This window comes from Lysinibacillus sp. NPDC058147, assembly GCF_042884205.1.
GTDB lineage: Bacteria > Bacillota > Bacilli > Bacillales_A > Planococcaceae > Lysinibacillus.
The window spans coordinates 594,916-617,955 of record NZ_JBHVUJ010000003.1; the positions used below are offsets into that span (position 1 = coordinate 594,916).

Consider the following 23,040-nt stretch of genomic DNA (forward strand, 5'->3'; position numbering starts at 1 on the left):
CAAAACATCTATCTTTCGGGGATTATAATTCTAGTTTTTCATCTTCATCTCCAAAATTTCTATCGTGATAGATTTCCAAATGTTACAGGCTGTCATCCTTTTTTCTTATCTAAAAAAAGAGATGTATCAAATTACGATACATCTCCCTTCATGGTAAGACTTATAAACCAAGCGCTCTATACATGAACGCCGTAAATTGTGCGCGTGTTAAATTTTCATTTGGTCTAAAATCACCATTTTCATCGCCTAGCGCAATATTATGGTCTGCTAGAGCAGCAATATAGCCACTCGCCCAGTGCGATGGATCGACATCTTTGAACGTACTATTGCCTTCTGGCGTTAAGCCAAATGCAAGCACCATTATTTTCGCCATTTGAGCACGCGTTATATAAGCGTTTGGTTGAAACACTCCGTTTGAACCATCCACGATACCCGCTTGTTGTAGTCGTGTAATTTGTTCATAATACACATGACTTTTAGGTACATCCGAAAATGATACAGCTTCTCGAATTGGTGTTGGTTGTAATGCACGGTCAATCATAAGCACCACATGCTGACGTTGAGCCAAGTCTTTTGGTCGGAAAGTGCCATCTGGGTAACCATTAATGATGCATCGACTAGCAACTTCTTGAATCATATCTTTCGCCCAGTTATTGTCAATATCCTTAAAAGTAATGTCACAGTCTTTACTTTCCTTCATCCAACGAGCATATAACATTAAATCTTCTGTAACTACATCTTTCGCAAAATCCCATGCTTTTGTGAAGTCTTTATTTTTATACCAGCCGATAAATATATGGCCTTCCTTCGTTGGTTTATAAGGGGCTCTCACTAAAGCTTTATATGCTACTGTTTGCGTAGGAACTTTACTGCCTCCATCGGAATCAAACGTAACAATATAGCTACCTTCTGACACATTATCTTTTGTCCATTTCCCATATAATGTTATGTCTGCAGTTACTCTATCTTTCGCAAAGTCCCATACATTTTTTAGCTCTGCATCCTTATACCATCCAACAAATTGATACCCTTCTTTTACTGGAGTAAATGGGGCTTTCACTAGGTCATTATAGCTAACCGTTTGTGACGGCACTTCACTTCCACCATTGGAGTCAAAAATAACTTTATAGCTTAAGGAACCTCCACCATATCCTCCACCTGATGTGTTATCCTTTGTCCATTTCGCATACAACGTAATATTTTTTGTCACTATATCTTTTGCAAAATCCCATTGTACTGTCAATTTTTTGTCTTTATGCCAGCCGTCGAATGTATAGCCTTCCTTCTTTGGAGCAGTTGGTGCTTTTACTAATTCACCATGTCCTACAAATTGGGATGGAACTTCGCTTCCGCCATTGGTATCAAAAATAACGATATAACTTGTTTTCGACCACTTGGCATATAGCGTTATATCTTTTGTTACTACATCTTGATTGAAATTCCATGCTTCCGTAAACCCTTTATCTTTATACCAACCTGCAAATGTGTACCTTTCCTTATGAGGAGGAATTGGTGCTTTTGCGAAATCGTTATATTCAACGGTTTGTGATGAAACTTTGCCTCCTCCATTAGAATCAAAAGTAACGATATAGCTTACTTTTGCCCACTTGGCGTATAGCGTTATATCTTCTTTCACTACATCTTGGTCAAAGTCCCATAGTTCTGTCATTTCCTTATCTTTATGCCATCCCGCAAATGTATGGCCTTCCTTAACTGGGGTAACTGGGACTTTTAGCAATTCTCCCTCTAAAACTTCTTGATTTGATATTTCACTTCCTCCATTTGAATCAAACGTGACAGTGTAGCTTGCCAAAGTGTTTTCCTTTTTCCATTTCGCATACAAAGTTAGGTCATCTGTTACTTTATCTTTCTTAAAATCCCATTCGTTTTTAAGCTCTACATCCCTATACCAACCATCAAAAATATAACCAACCTTCACTGGAGAAGTCGGGGCTTGGAGCTCTCCTGATAGTGGGACTTCTTTTTCCCATACATTACTTCCTCCGTTTGATTCAAAAGTGACTAAATAGCTGTTTGTTTGCCACTTTGCATAAATTGTCATCGGCTGTAAAACATTTTCACTCCACTTTATAGAATAGTTATTGTCTTCAAACCACCCAACTAGTGCTTTTCTTGGTTGGACTTGCTGATCGAATGGTGTCCTGAATGGTGCGAAATAATAAGATTTCCCATGAAATATTACATAATCCAATCTGTTGAGATGAAATGCAGAATGTCCAATTGTTTTAACGCTTGATGGGAGTTCAATACTTTTTAAATAATTAGAATAAAATGCACTACTTCCTATAGTTGTTACATTTGGCGGTATCTTTACGCTTGTTAATTTATTAAATTCAAATGCACTTATTCCAATCTTTGTAACGCTTGATGGTATCACTACACCTGTTAAAATCACACCTTTAAACGCTTTATCTCCTATTTCTATTACAGGCTGTCCTTCAATCTCATCTGGAATAATAATATCCTTTGATTCACCCTTATATCCGACAATGGCAACACCGCCATCGACACTCTTTGTTATATAATCACTTTCACTATCACTGTTTGCGTAAGCAGATAGATTACTTAATGATAGTTGAGAAGATATCAAAAGTATGACAATCATCAATAGTAAGCTAGCTTTTTTCATTTACTATAACATCCCTTTCCCTAACCTATATACCCATATTTTTTGACATTAAAACTATAGCATTATCTAAAAAATCGATAAATTCAAAATTTGTTAGTTTTTGAGCAAAATTTGATAATCTTTTTTCTTGCAATTTTAAGTTTCATCAAAATCAGCACCATAAACTTCAACCAAGGCCCATTTCTTCCCCTTAAATCAAGCGATATATTGAATACAAAAAACTTTCTACCCATTACTTGCGCTATCCTTCTACAAAAGATAAAGTGCCACATTAACAAGTGAGGGTTACGGGCAGATAATATGGAATAAATTATTCAATGAAAAAAGGCATTAGTTTTTATAACTAATGCCTCGCTTAAACTCTCTTAAGTATTTTATTTGCCTCTTAGTTCTTCCTAATTTTCTACGCTTTGGTGATTTACAGGGAATTCCATAATAACTTTTAGACCTCTTTGATCTACACCACTTTCGAGAATAAGGCGACCATGATGCGCCTTCGCAATCCTTGCCACCATAGGAAGCCCCAGACCATGACCTTGCTTGATAGTTCCCTTTCTCTTTGGTGAATAAGGTAACTCGGTAATATCCTTTAATGTTTCTTGCGAGATACCTTGACCATCATCCGCTACGATAAAGCGATACTTGGAGCCGTCCTTAGATAAATTGGTTTCCAATATGATTTCGCATCCCTCTGAGTTGTGATGCATACTATTTTGGATAAGATTGTTAATTGCTCTAAATAGCAATTTCTCGTCGCCCATGATTTGTGCTGCTTCAGTGCCCAGTTTTAAATCAATAGAATAGCGCTCCTCTATTCCGTTATTTAAAAAATCAGTGGCAATCTGTCTTGCCAAAACCGATAGTCGGATGTTCTTCAAATGTAAAGGTTGCATTTCATACTCAAGCATCGAGACCAAATTCAGATCACTTACAAGTGAACGTAGCTTCTCTCCTTGGCGCCGGATAATGCCAGCTTGATGTCTCTGCTCCTCTGGTAAGTCTGAATTTTCCTCCATGTCACTTGCATAGCCGAGAACTAAGGAGAGCGGCGTCCGAATATCATGAGAAATCCCAGCAATCCAGTTGGAGCGTGCCTCATCGCGTACCTTCAAAGCATCCGTTTTATATTGAAGGATAGCAGACGTGAAATTAATACTCTGTGCCAAATCACCAAATATTCCTTTGGAGTCCAGCTGAACCGCTTCTTCCTTAGCAAGACTATGAACCCCGTCTACAAGAGGACGCACCTTTCTTATAAGTCTTGTCCCAATCATGATAGATATTAGCAAAGCAAGTACTACATTAGAAATCAGCAATAGTATAAGCCTCAAAGGGAGAGACCCTACCCATTCTGAAAGATAATCAAATTGATACCTCCAGTGACTTTTCTTTGGATATCCTATCACAATAAGACCATCTTGATGCTCCCAAGTATAAACAGGATATTCAACAAGATAATACCGTGAAAGCTTAGCAACTTCGACTAGACTATACGATTGCGGAACATCATTAGGTAGATGATAGCCCCACTGCACACGGCCATCTTCACCGATTAACATAGCCCAGGCATTATTTTTTTGTAGAAGCTCAGCGGTATGCTCGTTTAATTGATAGTTGTCGCCCTGCTTATTTATACCTTGAACCACTTGCTTCACTACGTCTTCTGGGGATGGAGATTGATTATTTTCTGTGAACACTAGCCCCCATAACATGACGAAGTTAAAAATAAGCAGAAATATTGAGATTAAGATAGTGGCAGCAACAAATTTTCGTAATATGCGACTAACTCCTTCCACTTATCTTGTCTCCTTCACTAACAATTTATATCCCAGACCCCTAACAGTGAGAAGATAAATTGGTTTGGAAGGATCCGTCTCGATTTTTTCACGAACTCTCCTAATATGTACCATCAATGTATTTTCATAACCGTAGCTGTCATCTCCCCAAACTGCCTGGCATAGGGCATCACTTGTAACAATTCTCCCCTGATTTTCATACAATTTCACAAGAATAGCATGCTCCTTTGCCGTCAATGGTAGCTCCTTTTGATTCTTGTATACGACTGCACTTTCCAGATTAATTGTCTGTTCTCCAAGTTGGAAAACAGACAATTTCTTTGAAACAGGAGAGGAGTAAACCCTTTTCAGAATTGCCGTAAGCCGTAATACTAGTTCCCGAGGTAAAAACGGCTTCACAATATAATCATCTGCTCCTAGCCCGAGTCCAAGTAAACGGTCTTCATCCTCGCCTCTTGCCGAAAGAAAAAGGACTGGCATTTCCGAGAATTGTCTGATGGAAGACAAAAGTGAGAATCCATCGCCATCAGGTAGCATGACATCAAGAATTACTATATCCGGCTTATCTGTTTGGGAGATTGACAGGGCCGAGCTGCAATCAGTTGCACTATAAATACGGAAAAAACCATCTTTTCTCAAAAAACCTTCAATCATTTTTCTGATTTCTGGTTCATCATCTACAATTAATATTTTTTTGTTTTTTATATTTCCCACGCTACATCACCTGACTTTTATTATACATGAATAGGAGGATTATCAGTATTTTCCCATTTCCAGCCGTTATTCTTTTCGTTTATTTTTCATGCTTCTGTTGAACCGTCACTGGCAACTCCTCATAAGGAATTTCTTCCCAATAAGTTACACCTCGAATACGCGTGTAATACAGCTGAACATAGGCTCCTTTTCTTAATTGTTTTCCGGCTGAAAACTCAAGCTTTTTTTCCTTTCCTTTCTTACTATAGGCAGTCACCTCATAGTCGTAGCGCTTATTATTATCTTGAACACCTGAATCGTTTATCAATGCATAATAGATAGTCTTTCCAGCAAGATTTTCAGGTGTCAACTTCTCTGGGGTAAAGAAGAACAGCAATAAGCATGCCCCAAGCACAATGATAAGTCCCAGCATCAGCAAAATTTTTTTCATCTGAAAATACCTCCAAACAATTAGGATGAAACAATATCTTTATTCTTCAAGCGGCGAATAGACATCGCTGCAAAAATAATGACGAAAGATAAATTTACTACCCAAAATAAAATATTCTGTTCATCAGTCAGCTGATCTTGACTCAAAACATTCATACCAATTGTGAGCAATGAAAACGGGAAAAATATACCTAAATTAGCAGTATACATCCCCAAACCTATAAAAACTGCACACAGACAAATACCAATTGGTGTTGCAAAGCTATGGATTCGTAACGATATGGCCAATTGTAGAGCACTAATGGATAAAGTGGCATACCAACCACGAACGGACCAGACAATCGTATCTACAGGAAAATGGCCAGGTAAGGAAAACAAGGTGCCCGCTAACCAGTACACCCCTAGAAAAAATGCTTGTGTAAACAGAATTAATATGCTAACTACAAGCAATTTGGCAAGAAAAACACTCGCAACCGATACTGGAGAGGTCAATATCATATTCCAATTTCGGTTCAAATGCTCCAGTCTACATACATAGGAACAGCAGATGGCAATCAAAATAGGCAGGAAAAACTCCCCATAAAATATGCAAACTTGATTCCATAAGCTGTACCATCCATTTTCCAGAACGCCTTGATTAAGATAAAAATTTGCACATCCAATCATTAGACTTATGCTGGGAAGTACAACTAGTACAAGACCTATACGAGAATTTCGCAACTTGAGCAATTCAGCAGAAATACTTTGTTTTATCATCTTCTCACCTCAAATTTCCTGCCGGGATACATGGATGCTTCCGGCAATATAAAATAGAACGGTCATCGCTAGTGCAAGCAATACAATACCTGCCCCAACAGACTGTGTTATATAGAGACTCGTAGACTCCGTGTAATGAAAAGTTACCGGGCTGAGATCCAAATAATATGACCATATAAAAATATGTCTTGCTTCAGCCGGGAATAGTCCTGCTGTCATCCCGACGAAGCCTCCTAACATACCTAGGCATAGCGCAAAGATTTGATTTTTAATGGCTAAAGAAATCCACTGCTGAAGAGCCGAAACAGCGAGAGTCGTCAGCAAGTTACCTACAATAAACTGGAGTAGAATCTCTATAGGAGGTGTACTAGGAAAAACTTTCATCAATCCGAATAAAATCATCATTACGGTCTGTGTAAGAATGCCAAACAAGAGCAAACTATTCGCACAAATATACTTCGCTGCGTAGAGATTACCGCGTCTCACATTAGTAGCAACAAGCAATTTCCAGGTTGCCCCTTTATGCTCCATATCACAAATACGAGAGACAACGATGGCCGAAATAATTGGCATAAAAAGCCCATTCATGGAGGATATATTGAAAATGATAGATTCCCACACAGCGTGATCCGGATTTTTAGCTATGGACCGGGTGATAGACATGAACGCCCAAAGCATCTCCACGCCAAGAAATAATGTAATCATGATCAATATTTTTTTGCGACGTATTTTGTAATATTCTAGTTCTAATGTTTTAATCACAAGCTTCTCCCCTTCCCTGTCAGCTCCAGGAAAATGTCCTCCAAACTTTTCTTTTGCTCTTCAATCCTAGTTACTGGAATGTAATGTCCTACAAGGAATCTATTGATTTCTGCAACCTCCTCGTCTTGAAGATTGTCGAATTCAAGACGGCTACCGCTTTTTGTTAGACTATAACCTTGCGTGAGGAGCAACTTCTCTGCTTTAGTGTTGTCTCCGGTTTTAAGAAGGATTGCACTTCTGCCTTTTTTCCGTAAGCTCTCCATACTTCCTTGAAACAGTAGATTCCCATCGCTGATAATGCCTACTGAAGTAGCAATTTGGTCAATCTCCGAGAGCATGTGGCTAGAGAGCAATACAGTTATCCCATAGCGTGCGGGCAATGATTTAATGAGTTCTCGGATTTCACCAATACCTGCGGGATCAAGACCGTTCGTTGGTTCATCTAGAATCAGTAGCTTCGGAAAGGCGAGCAAGGCCATTGCGATACCTAATCGCTGCTTCATTCCTAGCGAATATTGTTCAGCTTTTTTATCCTTCTGATTTTCCAGACGTACGATACGAAGTGCCTCATGTATGTTTTTATCTGGTACATTTCTTAGTCGTTGCATGACCCTCATATTCTCGAGTCCTGTCAGATGCCCATAATAAGAAGGTGATTCGATTAAGGATCCCGTACGTTGTAAAATGGATGATCGATATTTGTTTAAACTTCCCCCAAAAATATTGATTGTCCCTTCAGAAGGCTTGATGAGCCCGAGCAGCATTTTTAACGTAGTTGTTTTTCCAGCACCATTTGGACCCAAAAAACCATAAATCTCTCCTTCCTGAACACGAAGATCAACTTTATTTACTGAATTAATAGATCCATACTTTTTGGTAAGATTTTGTGTTTGCACAATAGCCGATGTATTCATTGGAAAAATCATCTCCATTCAAGTCTTTTAATTTCTGCTCAGCTCAAACTTTAATGAATTTACCTTTCTCAAATCTAAAGTGAGCCTTACGACAGCCTTAAATTAAATATTCAACTGCTCTTAACTTGAACTTTTTTACTTGTCCTATCTCGAATCTCCATTTAAGATTTACAATTTTATGAAATAAACCGATTTGACAAAAGTAACAACCTTTTGATAACTTTAAGTTGTTACTTGTTAATATTTAGATATATCTCATCCTATAATAAAGAGAGGGAGATTTTATGAGAGTCAATAAATTATTAAAGATAGGATTAGCTTTAGCATTAATGTTAGTATTAACTGCTTGTAGCTCAGATGGTGAAGACACGAAAAATAAAGAAAAAAATGAAGTGAACTTAGCGTATGTTGAATGGGATACAGAAATTGCCTCTACAAACGTAGTGGGACAAGTTCTTGCGGATTTAGGATATGATGTAACACTAACGCCTCTAGATAATGGAATTATGTGGGAAGCTCTTGCAAAAGGCGAGGTTGATGGTATGGTGTCGGCTTGGTTACCACAAACACATGCCCCACAAGTTGAAAAGTACAAAAATAAAATAGTCGATTTGGGTGAAAACCTTGCAGGTGCAAAAATCGGATTAGTTGTTCCTAGTTATATGGATGTAAACTCTATCGAAGATTTAACAGATGAAGCTGGTAAAACGATAACTGGCATTGACCCTGGAGCAAATATGACAGCAACTACAGAAAATGCTTATAAAGAATATAGTAACCTTGAAGGCTGGAATGTAGTTACCTCATCTTCAGGTGCAATGACAGCGGCTCTTACTCAAGCCATTGCAAAAAATGAAGAAATCATCGTTACAGGCTGGTCTCCACACTGGAAATTTAACGCTTTTGATTTAAAATATTTAGACGACCCTAAAGGTATATACGGAGCCGAAGAATATATTGGTACATTTGCACGTAAAGGATTAAAAGAGGATAATCCGGGAGCTTATAGTGTTCTTAAAAACTTCCACTGGACTCCAGAAGATATTGAAAGTGTTATGTTTGATATTATGAAAGGCGCTGATCCTAAAGAGGCTGCAAAAAAATGGATTAAAGACAATGAAGATAAAGTTTCTGAGTGGACAAAAGATGTAAAATAATTATGCACATTCCTACAACCACTTTGATGATTTAAGGTTTACATATTGTGTCGTATAGGTGCTCGCCCAATAAGTTAGAGTACTCACTATACACTTAATTAAATAGAACTCCATTCACTGAACCGATTAGTGAATGGAGTTTTTTGTTATTTTATAGCCCATCACACAATTGTATTTAGCCAATCATCAAAGGATTTTTCCAAGGTTTTTTCTTGGTTATCATCTGAAGGGTCTAATTCCAATTTATATATATAGCGAGTTTCCCCCTCTACAGTACCAGTATTTTTTGGCACATCTAAAATACCACCATCGTAATAAATTTCCCACACGTTTTCACTTACATGGTAAGCTGTTACTGTATGAATGATATCATCATTATCAGTATATCTAGTAAAATGACAATGATTGTGTAAAAACATAGTATATTCAGATAGTTCATATTCAAATTGATTCAAAACTTTTGATGCTAACTCTTCAAAAATATCCGTTTCCATATGAACAAGGTAACTAATTTCACCTTCACTAATCTGAGTCGACACATCCTTAATGGACTTTATTTTTAGATATTCATCAATAAATTCTTGAATTCGTATAATGTTTACAGAGGAAAATCTCTCTAACAAATAAATATTATAATGTAACTTCAATATATCGCCTCCATTGCTAAATTTAAGGTATTACCACGGAATCAACACTTTTGTAAATATTTTCTGATATTTTTAGCCCTTATATGATAACTTCAAGCAATTAAGCCAACTAGTATTAATAAAATTCCTAAATAAAGCAAAGAGGTAGGCCCACTAAATGAATCAGTAAAATAATCAATAAACGATAATAGTTTATCCTTTATACTATCTTCTTCTTTTAAACTTTTATAGGCAAATGCTAATGAGATAGTACATGTAATTAGGCCCGAAATTATAAAGATAATATCCATACATTTCTCCTTAAGTAGATTCCATTCAGTCTACTATTCTAATCTTTTAATTGACTCTCCATTAGATCTATTAGTTTTTTTCTTTTTTTATCATCCGCTACAAGTTTGTCTACTCTTCTTTTACTCTCTAAATAGCCTCTAACTTTTCTATTCGTATATAATAAATGTCTATACTTTTCATTTTCATATAGTTCTTTAAACCAATTTTCTCTTAATAAATAATTTATGTTTTTATCAATTTTCTTAGTATCTAATGCAGTAACTCCTTGCGGCACTAATGCTGATAGTAGTTCTGATAGTAGTTCTGATATTAGATCTTCTATCATTGTGATAATCTCCCTTTTAAAACCTGATTTTTTAACTTAAAAGATAAAGCTCTAAATACAATTGAATCGCTATAAAAGTAAAAATCACCAATACAATCCACAGGTAATTAAGCCACCATGAGCTAGCTTTTTTATTGATTTTTTTAAAATGAATTAAATAATTCTCAAACATCCAAATAATCCAAAGAAAAACATAAATCATAAAATAATTTTGTTTGTTAGCAAATTTAAATGTAACAATCAAAAAAAATGCACAATATAGAAAAACTCTCATTGAAAGAAATCTTAGCATCAAAATTGAATTATAGGATAAGATACACCTATATTTTCCTTTCTTACACTCTGATAATATGTATTTATTTACCTCTTCTACCGACTGTTGAAATAACCGATTTCGGTTTTGCATCTCTTCAATCAAGAAATACAATCTTAACGATATTACTCTCCTAAATATAAATTTTTGATATCTCTCCAAAGACATCCAATATATATTATCACTATTCACTTCTGTAACTTAATGGCAAAATATAGTTGTATTTTTTTTCATACGTTGATAATATTCTTGAAAGAACTTACGTAGTAAGTAGAATTTTGATGAAGTAAAAGGAATTCATTTATTTAGCTTTTTAACCCAAAATTAAAGCGTAGCCTTTTGCCAAACTCAATAAGCTCCACTTTATTTACTACTATATATTTTGAATAAAAAAAAGGACTGTCCTCAAAAGGCATTTTTCATTGCCTTATAGGACAGTCCCTTGTTTGATAACTTTTATTTCAATACCTCCGGATGGAAGCCATCTTTTTGGAAGTAATTTTGATGTGACCAAATATTTAATTTTGTTTTTTCTGCATCTTGCTGGATTTCTCTAAATTGATTCTCAAACGTATTGTTTGGTTTATGGATAAAGCGTACTGCCGCAAGTCCTTCTTTTAATAATGATTCCTGTAACATTACATCATCAATAAAGACATATGCTAATAAGCGATCGTAGTTATCTGTTTCTGGTCCAACATCGTAAACCGCTTCAACCTTTTTGGCGTGTTCTAACAATTTAATTGTATAGTCCTTTGCCTCTTCAGCATAAGGTTGCGCTTCACCTTTGTTATAATTCATCTCTGGTGTATCTACCATCAATAGACGAATTTTTTGTTTCTTGCCATTTATTGTCGCCTGAATTGTATCACCATCATATGCTTTAATATAATCTACATCAAAGCGTTTATTTCCTGTTTTTTGTTCAACTTGTTCAATCGAAATAGTACCATTCTGGTTAGTCGATGTTGCATCTTTTTCTTGGGCTGGTGATCTGCCAAAAATCATATACAATGCAACGGCAATAATGATTGTACCACTCGTAATTAACGTTTTTATATCCTGCATTTTCATGTAGTAGGTCCCTCACAACTATTCATCTTTATTACACTTTAAGGAACCTTCTAAAAGAATCCCTAACTCAACAAAAGTCCTTAAAGTTTTCACGATGTTTCTATTGTAAAATATCAGGCTACTACATTCAAGTTATGTAGTTGCAATGGCAACCCAATGATTTGGAGATACTTCAACAAGCTGACTATTTTCAATCTCATAGTGTGTTTGTATGTCTTTATTTGTAGTATCCATATATTTTTGTTTTTCTATTGCCGGATCTGGAATTGGTATTGAGCGTAATAAAGCTTGTGTATATGGATGCTGTGGATTCGAGTACAACTCCTCACTTTCTGCAAGCTCTACAATCTTCCCACCATACATGACAGCTACGCGATCGCTAATATGTTTAACCATAGACAAATCATGTGCAATAAATAAGTATGTCAATCCAAGGCGCTGCTGTAAATCCTTTAATAAGTCTACAATCTGCTTTTGAATAGAGACATCAAGTGCTGAAAGTGGTTCGTCACAAACAATAAAATTTGGCTCCACCGCTAAAGCTCTTGCGATACCAATACGTTGACGTTGACCGCCTGAAAATTCATGTGGATAGCGCATCGTATGTTCTTTATTTAAGCCTACAAGTTCAAGTAATTCTTCCACACGCTGTTGACGCTCTTCACTCGTTTTAACGAGTTTATGAATATCTAGAGCTTCTCCAATAATATCTACTATTTTTTTTCGAGGATTCAACGAGGAATATGGATCTTGGAAAATAATTTGCATATGACGACGCATTGCTTTAAGCTGCTTTTTCGTTAGTCTTGTAACGGGAACACCTTGATACAAGACTTCACCATTCGTAGGCTGATGAAGCTGCAAAATAGTTCGACCTGTCGTTGATTTTCCTGAACCTGATTCACCTACTAAGCCCAATGTTTCCCCTGGGTATATATGAAACGACAAATCATTGACGGCCTTTACTGTTTGACCATGCCCTAATGCGAATTCCTTTGAAAGATGTGTCACTTCAATTAAAGGTTTATTTTTATCTATTCCTAGCTGTATATTTGCAATTGGTTTAGGCTGCTTTTTCTCATGGAGCTTCGGTAGAGCATTCAATAGTTTTTTAGTATAAGGATGTTGAGCATTTTCGAAAATTTCCTCTGTTGTACCTTGCTCAACAACCTCTCCTTCCTTCATAACAATAATTCGATCGCACATACCAGCAACAACACCTAAATCATGGGTAATTAATATGATTGAGGTGCCCATCTTTTTTTGCATATCTCGCATTAATTTTAAGATTTGCGCTTGAATGGTTACATCAAGGGCTGTAGTCGGTTCATCTGCAATTAGTAAAGATGGATGACAAGCAAGTGCCATGGCAATCATAACACGTTGGCGCATCCCCCCTGAAAACTCATGCGGATATTGTTTATATCGTTCTTCTGCATTTCGAATGCCTACAAGCTTTAATAACTCTATTGTTTGCTTATATGCCTCGGATTTAGACATTGACTGATGCTTTATTAAACTTTCAGCCACTTGTTCCCCAATACGAATAGTTGGATTTGTAGATGTCATTGGATCTTGAAAAATCATACTAATATCTTGTCCACGGATTGTCTCCATTTGTTTTTCGTTCAATAAAGTAAGCTCTTGTCCTTTAAACGAAATATTTCCTGACTTTAGATATGAAGGTGGTGATGGTAGTAAACGCATAATTGAACGGGCCGTTACACTTTTTCCACTACCTGACTCTCCCACAATTCCGAGTGTTTCACCTTTATTTACATGAAAACTAACGCCTTTAACGGCTTCAAATTCTGTCTCTCCCGTAATAAAAGATACACGAAGATCGCTGATTTCTAGAAGCTTTTCACTCATTCAATCCATCCTTTTGTAAATTTTGTGATTGACTTAATTACAAGTATAATCCATACTTTACAATACTGATAGGAATTATACAATATAAACTGTTAAATGTTTCTTCTTGCATTCTATTCAATAGGACCTTACAAAAAATGAGTTGGCTTCTATGCGTGTGCTTATGTTGTTTTGTTCACATTTTAGAATCTATTTTAAGTCTGGAGGAAATGCATGGTTAATTCAAAAGTTCGTTCTTCACCTAAGGAACATGTATTCTTTTTTTCAGTTTATCAAAAGCTTATGCACCATAAGTCTTACAGTGTGCTACTCTTTCTTTTAAGTATTTTGGTGCACCCTTTTACATACTTATCTTATCGGAAAACAAAACATTCGCACCAATACCGTCAAGCTTTTGAGCAACGAAGTCTGTATTACAAAGAAAAGGGTTTGTTCACACAATGGCAAGTTAAATTCGCCGAGCAAGAATTAGCAAAAGCTAAATTCTTTCATGAATGTGTGTCTGAAAAACAATTACAGGAAACTGCTTCAAAATTAGCAGAAACAAAACTTCAGCAGTTAGTAGAGCAAGATTTATTGAAGGATGGTTTAGAAGATCCATCCTATTTACAATTCTTTAGTCAACAGCTTAAAAATAAAAGTTTTGTGGCCCTTACTTTTTTACCGGCTGTTTTATTTTATGTAGTCCTAATATTGTTTACGAATCCATTTCTGCAATTTGTCATTGAACGAATACTACAAAGTTTCATTGTTATTGTAGGGGTCGCGACATTGGTGTTTACAATTTTATATTTGTCACCATTCGATCCAGCGAGAAACTTACTTGGTGTTACAGCAACGCCTGAGCAAATATCTAACTTTAATCATATCCACGGCTTGGATCAGCCATATTTATCTCAGTTATGGAATGCATTATCTGGCCTATTTACATTTGATTTAGGTACTTCCTTTGCAGGGAAAGAAAACATTACGCATAGCATTGTAAACAAATTTCCTATCACACTTGAAATAGCTATCCTATCACTTTTAATGGCTGTCGCTATCGCTATTCCGGTCGGCATTATATCAGCTGTTCGCCCAAATTCATATTTGGATTATACCTTTATGTTTATCGCCTTGATTGGATTATCCATTCCAAGCTTTTGGCAAGGATTGATATTTATTTTAACGTTCGCATTAAAGCTACAATGGTTCCCAGCTACATATAATCCTCAAAACTGGCTTTCTTTAATAATGCCAGTCATTGTCTTAGGAACATCCATTACGGCTTCCATTGCCCGTATGACAAGATCCAGTATGCTTGAGGTGATACATGAGGATTACATTATTACAGCGAAGGCTAAAGGCTTGAACGAATTTAAAGTGATTTCAAAGCATGCTATTCGCAATGCCATGATTCCTATTATTACAGTGATTGGACTTCTTTTTGGTGGAATGTTAGGTGGCGCATCTGTTACAGAAAAAGTTTTCAATATTAGTGGTATTGGTAGCTATATTGTTGACAAGCAGTTTATTCCGGATATCCCAGCTATTCTTGGTGGAGTCGTCTATATTGCTATTACAATTTCGATCGTTAATTTATTCATCGATATTTTGTATGCTTTTTTCGATCCACGCATTCGCTCGAAAATGAAGAAGTCTTAAAGGGGGATCACCATGAAAAACAGCTTACATGTCAAACTACTTTTGAAGATTACACAGGAATATGTCAATTCACATTTTACATTTGTCTTTTCCTTACTGTTTTCTTTATTGTTTCTAGCTTATAGCTATAATTTCTCTACTCAAAGCTGGCGACCAATAGTCTTAATCTTTTTCGTTGTTTATGCAATTACAACAGCCTATGTTGGTTTCCTGACTTTACGAATTAAACAGGATTTAGCCAACCATAATGACATACAAAAAAGCACTAGATTACTTGGCTATCCATTGTTATTGACAATAATTTCTGGCAATATCTTTTCTACCTCTTTTGCTTTTTTACTTATGTCAAAAAGTAAGACATCAGAATATACTTTTGCTGCTTATGCATTCATCACTCAGCTTTTTATTATCGGTATTTCAGCACTAAACTTATTTAAACCGTATGTCACAGATACTTTTTTACTTGCAATGGGTCTTTTCATACTCCTTGCAATCTTTTATATCGTGATGTTAATTCTATGTACAAAATTTGTAACTTCCGAGGCTGCACCGAAATGGATGCTGTTACCTGGCATTTTGCTGCTTCTTGCCTCATTGACTGGCAATCTATTTGCAACATTGCTAGGGTATAGCCTTATTCAAAAAGCTCGGAAGGCGAATCCATCTACAATTGAAAAATGGCATAGAATTTGGGAAAAAATTTTACGCAATACGATGGCCGTTTTCGGGTTATTTTTCATAGTATTTATGTTTTCTTTGTCCGTTACAAGCTCTTGGACATTTGACTATGACTTCGCTATTGAAAATAACTACGGAGCATTGTTACAAACACCTTCGTTAGAATATCCGCTTGGTACTGATAATTACGGACGCGATTTATTTTCTCGCATTGTTTTCGGTGCACAAATATCACTTATTGTCGGACTTTTCTCAACGATTATACCTGCTTTAATCGGCGGTACGCTTGGGGCGTTCTCTGGTTATTACGGGAAAGCGACAGACAACATAATCATGCGAAGTCTTGATATTTTATATGCCATTCCTGGAATTTTACTAGCAATTGCTATAATCGCGGCGTTTGGTGCCAATACGATTAATTTAATCATCGCACTAAGTGTTGGAGCCATTCCAACGTATGCTCGTACAATGCGAGCTAATGTCATGCAGCTCTCTAATTTTGAATTTGTGGAATCAGCCAGAGCATTAGGAGCATCTGATGCTGCAATCATTTTTAAGCATATTGTTCCTAACTCGTTAGCACCGATGATTGTCAAATCAACATTAACCATTGGTGGTGCTGTGATTTCAACAAGTAGTTTAAGTTTTTTAGGGCTCGGCATTGAGCCACACATTCCTGAATGGGGCAATATTCTAAAAGTTGGCAGTACGTATCTGGAAACACATTCCTATGTCGCTATTTTCCCTGGTCTTTGTATTATGCTTCTCGTTCTCTCCTTTAACTTTTTAGGCGATGGGTTACGAGATGCTTTAGATCCAAAATCAAATTAATAATGGAGGTTTTTAAATGAAAAGATTACTTGTATTCTTATTCATAGCAGTATTAGCGTTAGCAGGCTGTGTACAAACAAAAACTGAAGTAGAAGGTAGTAAAGATGATTCAAAAGGTAAAGGTAAAAAAGCTATTGAATTATTAGGGATGGCCGCTTCTGAGGAAGACATGAACATTGTTCGTGATCAACTAGTTAAAAATGGCTTTGATGTTAAACTAAATATTCAACCTGATTATGGTTCATTTTCAGCACAAAAAGATGCTGGCAATTATGATTTAGCGCTTTCGAGCTGGACAACAGTAACAGGTAACCCTGATTATGCTGTTCGTGGTTTATTTAAAACGGGCGGTGATTATAGCATTGTATCTGATTCAAAATTAGATGCTCTTATCGAAGAAGCAAGTACATTAACAGGTGATGAAGCTGCTGCCAAATATAAAGAATTAGAACAATACTTAGTATTCGATCAAGCTTATATTGCGCCGTTATATATTTCAAATAAATATCAAGGAATTTACTCTGAATTAGTAAATCCAAAAACAGTGCATCTACCAAAATCCCGTGCGCAAGTTTGGGAAAGTATTGAGTTTAATGACTCATCCAAAAATGCAACTGAACCATTGATTTTACATCAAACAATTAGTTCGTTAACATCGCTTGATCCTATTAAAGGAAATGATGGTTCTATTAATACATTAAATACAAATATGTATGTACGACTTGTAAACTTAACTGATACAGATGATGTCGTTTCTGATGGATCATTATCTTATAATCATGCTATTGCTGAAGGTAACCAAGAATATTATTTCATTTTACGCGATGATATTAACTTCGCTGCTGTCAAAGACGGTGCCGCTGTTGATACAGGTGAATTAGTTTCCGCAGAAGATGTTGTATTCTCATTAAATCGTGCAAAAGATCCAAAATCAGTTCCAGACCATCGCACATATAGTCTTCATGAAAATATCGAAAAGGTCGAAATTGTTTCTGACTTAGCTGAATTACAAAAGAAAAAAGTTGCTGGCTCTGATCAGTCTGTGTTAGATGCATTATCTCAAAAACTCCCTGCTGCCGTAACGCAATTAACAAAAGATAAAGGGACTGTTAATAATGCAACTGGCGCATACCAAGTTGTTAAAATTACAACACCAACACCATTCCCACAAGTGTTAAACTATTTAGCACACCAATCGGGTGGTATCGTATCTGAAAAACAAGTAACAAGCATTAACACATATGATGTAGCAAGTTATAATCCAGATAAGGATATCGCCTATGGTGATCAAGCTACAGTAACGGAAGGCACAGCAACATACAACAACCATCTTTATGCAAGTGGCCCTTACATTCTAGTGAAGAAAAATGATTATGAAGCACAATTTGTGAAAAATCCAGCTTACCGTGTAGGTAGTGAGTATGAACCGAAGATCGCAAAGATTAATGTTCGTTTTATCGCTGATAACGATAGTGCTTTATCCGCATTACGTAATGGTGAAATCCATATTCTCCAATCAGTACCAGAAACAAAGCTAGACATTGTAAAATCTGATAATAAACTAACGTTACACACTGCTGATAGTAATGCAGTATCCTATCTACAAATGAATACATCTGGTCGCGCTGTATCAGATTCAGTAGATCTACGTAAAGCAATTCTTTACTCAATTAATCAAGATGAATTTATTAGCTACTATCAAGGCAATAAAAAACCTGCTGTATCCACTGTTTCACCACTAGTTAATACTGGATTAAAGCTTGAGGCAGACAGTGCAAAAGTAAAAGAATATTTAAAATCCTATAGCAATTAATTATTAAAACTAAGTGTATGAGTATACGTATACAAAACATTTCATTAAGTATACTAAATAAGCAGAGCCTCCTCATATTATTGAGGAGGCTCTGTTATATATTAAAATACTATTAAATCTCATTATGTGATTTTGGTTTTGGTCCTAGCTCTTCAGGCTCGATATCTGCAAATGTACCGCCCTCTTCTTCCAAGTCACGCATACGATGAGCAATACGTGATGCCGCAGAGGCTGCGATACTGCCTACTAAATCATCTAAAAACGTATTTACATGATGGCCTGGTTCTGTATCCAACTTCTTAATAATACCGATTTTTTGCTTGTCTAAGTGCCCAAAAGTTGTTACCGCTATGCTACCATATGTAAAAACGGCTCCAAGTGCGATTGTTTCATCCACACCAAATAAACCCTCATCGGATTCTACTATTTGTTGTAATGGTGCCGATAATAACTTTTTCTCTGCAAGTTCATCTAGTTCGATTCCTACTAATAAAGCATGTTGAACTTCACGCTTACGTAATACACGCTCAACAGAATGAACACAGTGGTCTAATGTTAAACCTTCATTATAGGATTTTTGCATTTCATAAACAATTTCAGCAATATCCTCTAGCGATACACCTCGACGGAAAAGTGCAGCTTGGGCTGCCTTCGCTACTTCATCAGAGTGTATGCGAGTATTTTTATCATGCATAACTATCCCTCACTTCGATTTTATTACTAGAATAGTGCTAGCCCAACCTATTATACCTTTACTTTAGCTATATGGTACAATTTTGTTACAAACATGAGAAGGAGTGTCATCATTGGATAAGGGAACTGTACAGGATTTAAAGTTCTATAGTGAAGCATTACAGGAGGAATTACAGCTCTATATTTATGTTCCTGCAAATTATTCTCCACTGTATAAATATAATATTTTAATTGCATCAGACGGCAAAGATTATTTCCAGCTTGGAGGTATTACAAAACTTGCTGATGAACTTATCGATGACTATGAAATCGAAAATTTAATCATTGCATTCGTTCCTTATAAGGACATTAAAGATCGACGTCATAAATATATTCCAAGTGGTGAACAACATGAAGCATACCTTCGTTTTTTAGCCCATGAGCTTGTGCCATATTTAGACGCTGAATACGCAACCTACCAAATGGGAATGAGTCGTGGGGTTATTGGTGATTCAATGGCTGCAACCGCTTCTTTAATGGCCGCATTAAAATACCCAAGTATTTTTGGCAAGGTCATTTTACAATCACCGTATGTTGATGAAGATGTTCTACAAGCTGTAGAGAATTTTAAAGATCCAGGCACAATTTCCATTTACCATATTGTCGGTAAAGAGGAAGATAAAGTTGTCACGATGGATAAAACCATCAAAGATTTTTTAACACCCAATCGTCAGCTGCATAACCTCATGTTAAACAAAGGGTTTTCTACATTTTATGAAGAATTCGATGGCAATCATACATGGAAATATTGGAAACCTGATTTACGTCGCGCATTAATTGAAAATTTCAATTAATATGGACGATTCAAATTACGAAATCGGAAATTTCTGTTATACTTAAATAAAAAATTGTTTATTTTCGGGAGGTAATGACCTATGAAGTACGGTATTGTGGCATTTCCATCAAAAAAATTGCAAGATTTAGCGAATACTTATCGCAAACGTTATGATCCTCATTATGCGAAGATTACTCCGCATTTAACATTAAAAGACAGCTTTGATGCTACGGAAGAAGATATTCAATCTGTCGTAAAGCAATTAGATGAGCTTGCTACCAAATATGCACCTTTAGACATTCATGCATTACGCATTAGTTCATTTTTCCCAACAACAAATGCGATTTATTTCCGCATTGAACCAACTGAACAATTAACAGCTTTCCGCCAAGCTTTAGAAGAAAAAGTACCTTTCGGTGAGTCAAAACATGTATTTGTACCACATATTACTATTGCTCAAAAAATGACAGATTCCGAGCACGATGACATCTTTGGTCAATTACGTATGACAGGTGTTGACGAAAAAGATATAATTGATCGCATTCATCTTTTATACCAATTGGAAGATGGCTCGTGGACAACATATGAAACTTTCCGTTTGTCAGGAGCTGAGTAATCCTTGTATACCGTTAAGATTGTTGAAACAGCAAAAGAACATGAGGATGCGTTTGCAGTCCGCAAACAAGTTTTTGTTGAAGAGCAAGGTGTGCCGCTTCATCTAGAATGTGATGCTGAGGATGCATCTGCAACGCATTTCATTATGTACGATAACAATGCCCCTGTAGGTGCTGCACGTTTACGAAGTATCGAGAATGATACAGCAAAAATTGAACGTGTTTGTATTTTACAAGATCAACGTGGAAAAAAACTAGGTGCTTTAATTATGAATGAAATGGAGAAGCACGCCATTTCAATGAATAAGAAAAAACTAAAACTCCATGCACAAAGCTATGCTATTCCGTTTTATGAAAAGCTTGGCTATACGGTAACATCTCCTGAATTTATGGATGCTGGTATCCCACATCGTGCTATGGAAAAAGAGATCTAACTTATTTCAGCGGGTGTCCAAACATACGCTGAAATAGAAGAACTCAGTTCGAAAAAAAGAGTTCTTTGTGCAAGCACAAAGCCGATTCCGGACGCAATTATGCCGTGGCATAATTGATTAAACAGGTGTTACGAAAATGCTGATGCATATCGTAACACCCTTTTTATTAAAACAATGCTTTAAAGGTTGATTTATAAATGAAAATTCATTTAAACCAACCTTTTAGATATATTGCTTTGCTAATAGATATATCATGTTATTTCATCATTTTAGTAATTTTATCTAAATCTAGTGAATTACCATCTTGAATAATAGATTGTACTAACTTATCTTCAAGCTCTTGCGTAATTTGTCTCTTGGACATTTTACTTACGCGTCGTACGATTTTTCTTACTTGTTTTTCATTTTTAAAATCAGCATGTTGAATTTCATTTGCTAGTGCAAAGATTTCATCCATTGATACCCCAGTTTTTTGTTCAATTGAATTAAACAACGAGCGATTCATGTTCCCCCTCCTATCAGTTAAAATTAAATTTTTCCTACTTCATTTTATCTACTAAACCTATGACAACTAGTGAAGGCTTTAAACTTTATTCAGAAAATGGAGCACTCTGAAGAAAAGCTAAAGCCTCTATCTACTGTCACAATCAATTATGCCTCGGCATAATTGCGTTCGGAATCGGCTTTGTGCTTGGGCCTGCGTGAGGGCTGACACGATTTCGGTCATTTCGGTAATGCCACAGGACGTGGCGCTTTTACCGATGCAGGTCAGTTAGCCGTTATCGCATGGATGCGATGATTTTAGGCTAACATCCTTTATGAACTCCTTTCCGATTCCATAGCATCCGCCGGAGACTTTAGGCCAACAAATGTTTTCTGTGCGAAAGCTTAGTGTTAACGCAGCGACACCAACCCGATGTTAGTCACTCAGTCGTTGCCACAGGACGTGGCGTTCTTAGACTGAGTTCCACTATTTCAGCAAATGTTTGGACATCCGCTGAAAAATAGCTAAACCTGCATTCATCTCACCGCCTATAAAGGTGAGAAACTTCTGTAACTGCCGTTTCACTTACGTTACATAAAACATTTGTACCTGTCGCTTCGCTTTCGGTACAAAAGAGATATGTTGAAAGTAGTTAATCAAATTATATGCAAGCAGCGCCAACAATGATCAGAAGAATAAATAGAACAACAATTAAGACAAAAGTTGAACTATGCCCATGTCCGCCATAGTAACCTCCATAGCAACCATCATGGTGACCACCATAGTATCCTCCATGGGATCCTCCATGGGAACCACCATAGTAACCGCCATAATCTCCTCCGTAACAACCATCAGCATGCCCTCCATACGGATGTGCACCCCAGCCTTGATATCCCATAAAAATACCCCTCCCTTCTACAACCTATAATATGTTAGGGTTGTAAAAATGGGTGGGGTATTCGTCTAATCAACATTTCCTTTAGGTTTAAATATTAAAGCTCCAATAAAGCCAAAAACAACGGCAGCACTGATTCCTGAGCTTGTCACCTCGAACATCCCAGTTAGTACACCTACTAGCCCATGTCTTTCCGCTTCAACAATTGCACCTTGCGTCAAAGAATTTCCAAAAGATGTAATAGGGACAGTTGCACCGGCACCAGCAAAATTAATGAGTGGTTCATACAAACCCATTCCGGCAAGAATTGCACCAGCTACGACTAGAGTACTCAATGTATGTCCAGGTGTTAATTTACCAAAATCCATTAATAATTGACCTATGGCGCAAATAATGCCTCCTACAAAAAATGCGAACACAAATGTCATAACCATAGCTTT

General features: G+C 36.5%; 23 protein-coding genes. 7 read left to right on the forward strand and 16 right to left on the reverse strand.

What is annotated here, in order from left to right:
* Positions 1–160: 160 nt before the first annotated feature.
* The 7 genes from ACFVT8_RS12340 to ACFVT8_RS12370 form a co-directional block, all read right to left on the reverse strand.
* Entirely contained in the window at positions 161–2,650 is a 2,490-nt protein-coding gene (locus tag ACFVT8_RS12340) for an InlB B-repeat-containing protein (RefSeq protein WP_387079551.1), read from the reverse strand.
* A gap of 395 nt (positions 2,651–3,045) precedes the next feature.
* On the reverse strand, positions 3,046–4,446 hold the full coding sequence (locus ACFVT8_RS12345; RefSeq protein WP_387079549.1) for a sensor histidine kinase: 1,401 nt from the start codon (positions 4,444–4,446) through the stop codon (positions 3,046–3,048).
* Positions 4,447–5,160 carry a response regulator transcription factor gene (locus ACFVT8_RS12350; RefSeq protein ID WP_387079547.1) on the reverse strand — a complete coding sequence of 238 codons (714 nt, stop codon included), beginning with the start codon at positions 5,158–5,160 and terminating at the stop codon, positions 4,447–4,449.
* A 79-nt stretch (positions 5,161–5,239) separates the two neighbouring features.
* Positions 5,240–5,590, reverse strand: a complete 351-nt coding sequence (locus tag ACFVT8_RS12355) for a YxeA family protein (RefSeq protein ID WP_387079545.1) — start codon at positions 5,588–5,590, stop codon at positions 5,240–5,242.
* Positions 5,591–5,610: 20 nt separating this feature from the next.
* Positions 5,611–6,342, reverse strand: a complete 732-nt coding sequence (locus ACFVT8_RS12360) for an ABC transporter permease (RefSeq protein WP_387081465.1) — start codon at positions 6,340–6,342, stop codon at positions 5,611–5,613.
* A 12-nt stretch (positions 6,343–6,354) separates the two neighbouring features.
* Positions 6,355–7,107, reverse strand: a complete 753-nt coding sequence (locus ACFVT8_RS12365) for an ABC transporter permease (RefSeq protein WP_387079543.1) — start codon at positions 7,105–7,107, stop codon at positions 6,355–6,357.
* Positions 7,104–8,021 (reverse strand): ABC transporter ATP-binding protein, encoded by a 918-nt coding sequence (locus ACFVT8_RS12370; RefSeq protein WP_387079541.1) that lies wholly within the window; start codon positions 8,019–8,021, stop codon positions 7,104–7,106. Before ACFVT8_RS12370 ends, ACFVT8_RS12365 begins: the two co-directional genes overlap by 4 nt.
* A 284-nt stretch (positions 8,022–8,305) precedes the next feature.
* On the opposite strand from ACFVT8_RS12370, the gene ACFVT8_RS12375 reads away from it, so the two are divergent.
* Positions 8,306–9,178: a glycine betaine ABC transporter substrate-binding protein gene (locus ACFVT8_RS12375; protein ID WP_387079539.1), complete on the forward strand. Its 873-nt coding sequence runs from the start codon at positions 8,306–8,308 to the stop codon at positions 9,176–9,178.
* Positions 9,179–9,339: 161 nt separating this feature from the next.
* On the opposite strand, the gene ACFVT8_RS12380 is transcribed toward ACFVT8_RS12375, so the two are convergent.
* The 5 genes from ACFVT8_RS12380 to ACFVT8_RS12400 all read right to left on the reverse strand — a co-directional run bounded on the left by ACFVT8_RS12380 (position 9,340) and on the right by ACFVT8_RS12400 (position 13,700).
* Complete coding sequence (locus ACFVT8_RS12380; RefSeq protein WP_387079538.1) at positions 9,340–9,825, reverse strand: hypothetical protein; 486 nt, start codon at positions 9,823–9,825, stop codon at positions 9,340–9,342.
* 92 nt (positions 9,826–9,917) lie between these two features.
* Positions 9,918–10,115 (reverse strand): hypothetical protein, encoded by a 198-nt coding sequence (locus ACFVT8_RS12385; RefSeq protein ID WP_387079536.1) that lies wholly within the window; start codon positions 10,113–10,115, stop codon positions 9,918–9,920.
* A gap of 38 nt (positions 10,116–10,153) precedes the next feature.
* Positions 10,154–10,441: a hypothetical protein gene (locus tag ACFVT8_RS12390; protein WP_387079534.1), complete on the reverse strand. Its 288-nt coding sequence runs from the start codon at positions 10,439–10,441 to the stop codon at positions 10,154–10,156.
* A 769-nt stretch (positions 10,442–11,210) separates the two neighbouring features.
* Positions 11,211–11,828, reverse strand: a complete 618-nt coding sequence (locus ACFVT8_RS12395) for a thermonuclease family protein (protein WP_387079532.1) — start codon at positions 11,826–11,828, stop codon at positions 11,211–11,213.
* 132 nt (positions 11,829–11,960) lie between these two features.
* Positions 11,961–13,700 carry an ABC transporter ATP-binding protein gene (locus ACFVT8_RS12400; protein ID WP_387079530.1) on the reverse strand — a complete coding sequence of 580 codons (1,740 nt, stop codon included), beginning with the start codon at positions 13,698–13,700 and terminating at the stop codon, positions 11,961–11,963.
* Between the two features lie 213 nt (positions 13,701–13,913).
* Between ACFVT8_RS12400 and ACFVT8_RS12405 the strand changes: the two genes are divergently transcribed.
* Genes ACFVT8_RS12405 through ACFVT8_RS12415 form a run of 3 tightly spaced genes read left to right on the forward strand, consistent with a single transcriptional unit; the run spans position 13,914 to position 18,666 of the window.
* Positions 13,914–15,344, forward strand: coding sequence for an ABC transporter permease (locus tag ACFVT8_RS12405; protein ID WP_387079528.1), 1,431 nt, complete (start codon positions 13,914–13,916; stop codon positions 15,342–15,344).
* Positions 15,345–15,356: 12 nt separating this feature from the next.
* Positions 15,357–16,853: an ABC transporter permease gene (locus ACFVT8_RS12410; RefSeq protein WP_387079526.1), complete on the forward strand. Its 1,497-nt coding sequence runs from the start codon at positions 15,357–15,359 to the stop codon at positions 16,851–16,853.
* Positions 16,854–16,869: 16 nt separating this feature from the next.
* On the forward strand, positions 16,870–18,666 hold the full coding sequence (locus tag ACFVT8_RS12415; RefSeq protein WP_387079524.1) for an ABC transporter substrate-binding protein: 1,797 nt from the start codon (positions 16,870–16,872) through the stop codon (positions 18,664–18,666).
* 112 nt (positions 18,667–18,778) lie between these two features.
* On the opposite strand, the gene ACFVT8_RS12420 is transcribed toward ACFVT8_RS12415, so the two are convergent.
* Positions 18,779–19,360 carry a phosphatidylglycerophosphatase A family protein gene (locus ACFVT8_RS12420; RefSeq protein WP_387079522.1) on the reverse strand — a complete coding sequence of 194 codons (582 nt, stop codon included), beginning with the start codon at positions 19,358–19,360 and terminating at the stop codon, positions 18,779–18,781.
* A gap of 112 nt (positions 19,361–19,472) precedes the next feature.
* On the opposite strand from ACFVT8_RS12420, the gene ACFVT8_RS12425 reads away from it, so the two are divergent.
* The 3 genes from ACFVT8_RS12425 (at position 19,473) to ACFVT8_RS12435 (ending at position 21,221) form a co-directional block, all read left to right on the forward strand.
* Complete coding sequence (locus tag ACFVT8_RS12425; RefSeq protein ID WP_387079520.1) at positions 19,473–20,192, forward strand: alpha/beta hydrolase; 720 nt, start codon at positions 19,473–19,475, stop codon at positions 20,190–20,192.
* An 81-nt stretch (positions 20,193–20,273) separates the two neighbouring features.
* Positions 20,274–20,789 carry a YjcG family protein gene (locus ACFVT8_RS12430; RefSeq protein WP_387079518.1) on the forward strand — a complete coding sequence of 172 codons (516 nt, stop codon included), beginning with the start codon at positions 20,274–20,276 and terminating at the stop codon, positions 20,787–20,789.
* A gap of 3 nt (positions 20,790–20,792) precedes the next feature.
* Positions 20,793–21,221: a GNAT family N-acetyltransferase gene (locus tag ACFVT8_RS12435; protein ID WP_387079517.1), complete on the forward strand. Its 429-nt coding sequence runs from the start codon at positions 20,793–20,795 to the stop codon at positions 21,219–21,221.
* Between the two features lie 256 nt (positions 21,222–21,477).
* On the opposite strand, the gene ACFVT8_RS12440 is transcribed toward ACFVT8_RS12435, so the two are convergent.
* From ACFVT8_RS12440 to spoVAE, 3 genes are all read right to left on the reverse strand, one after another.
* Positions 21,478–21,726, reverse strand: coding sequence for a stage VI sporulation protein F (locus ACFVT8_RS12440; RefSeq protein WP_132363905.1), 249 nt, complete (start codon positions 21,724–21,726; stop codon positions 21,478–21,480).
* A 640-nt stretch (positions 21,727–22,366) separates the two neighbouring features.
* Positions 22,367–22,603 (reverse strand): YjcZ family sporulation protein, encoded by a 237-nt coding sequence (locus ACFVT8_RS12445; protein ID WP_387079515.1) that lies wholly within the window; start codon positions 22,601–22,603, stop codon positions 22,367–22,369.
* A 65-nt stretch (positions 22,604–22,668) separates the two neighbouring features.
* Positions 22,669–23,028, reverse strand: a complete 360-nt coding sequence (spoVAE, locus tag ACFVT8_RS12450; RefSeq protein WP_387081463.1) for a stage V sporulation protein AE — start codon at positions 23,026–23,028, stop codon at positions 22,669–22,671.
* Positions 23,029–23,040 lie beyond the last annotated feature (12 nt).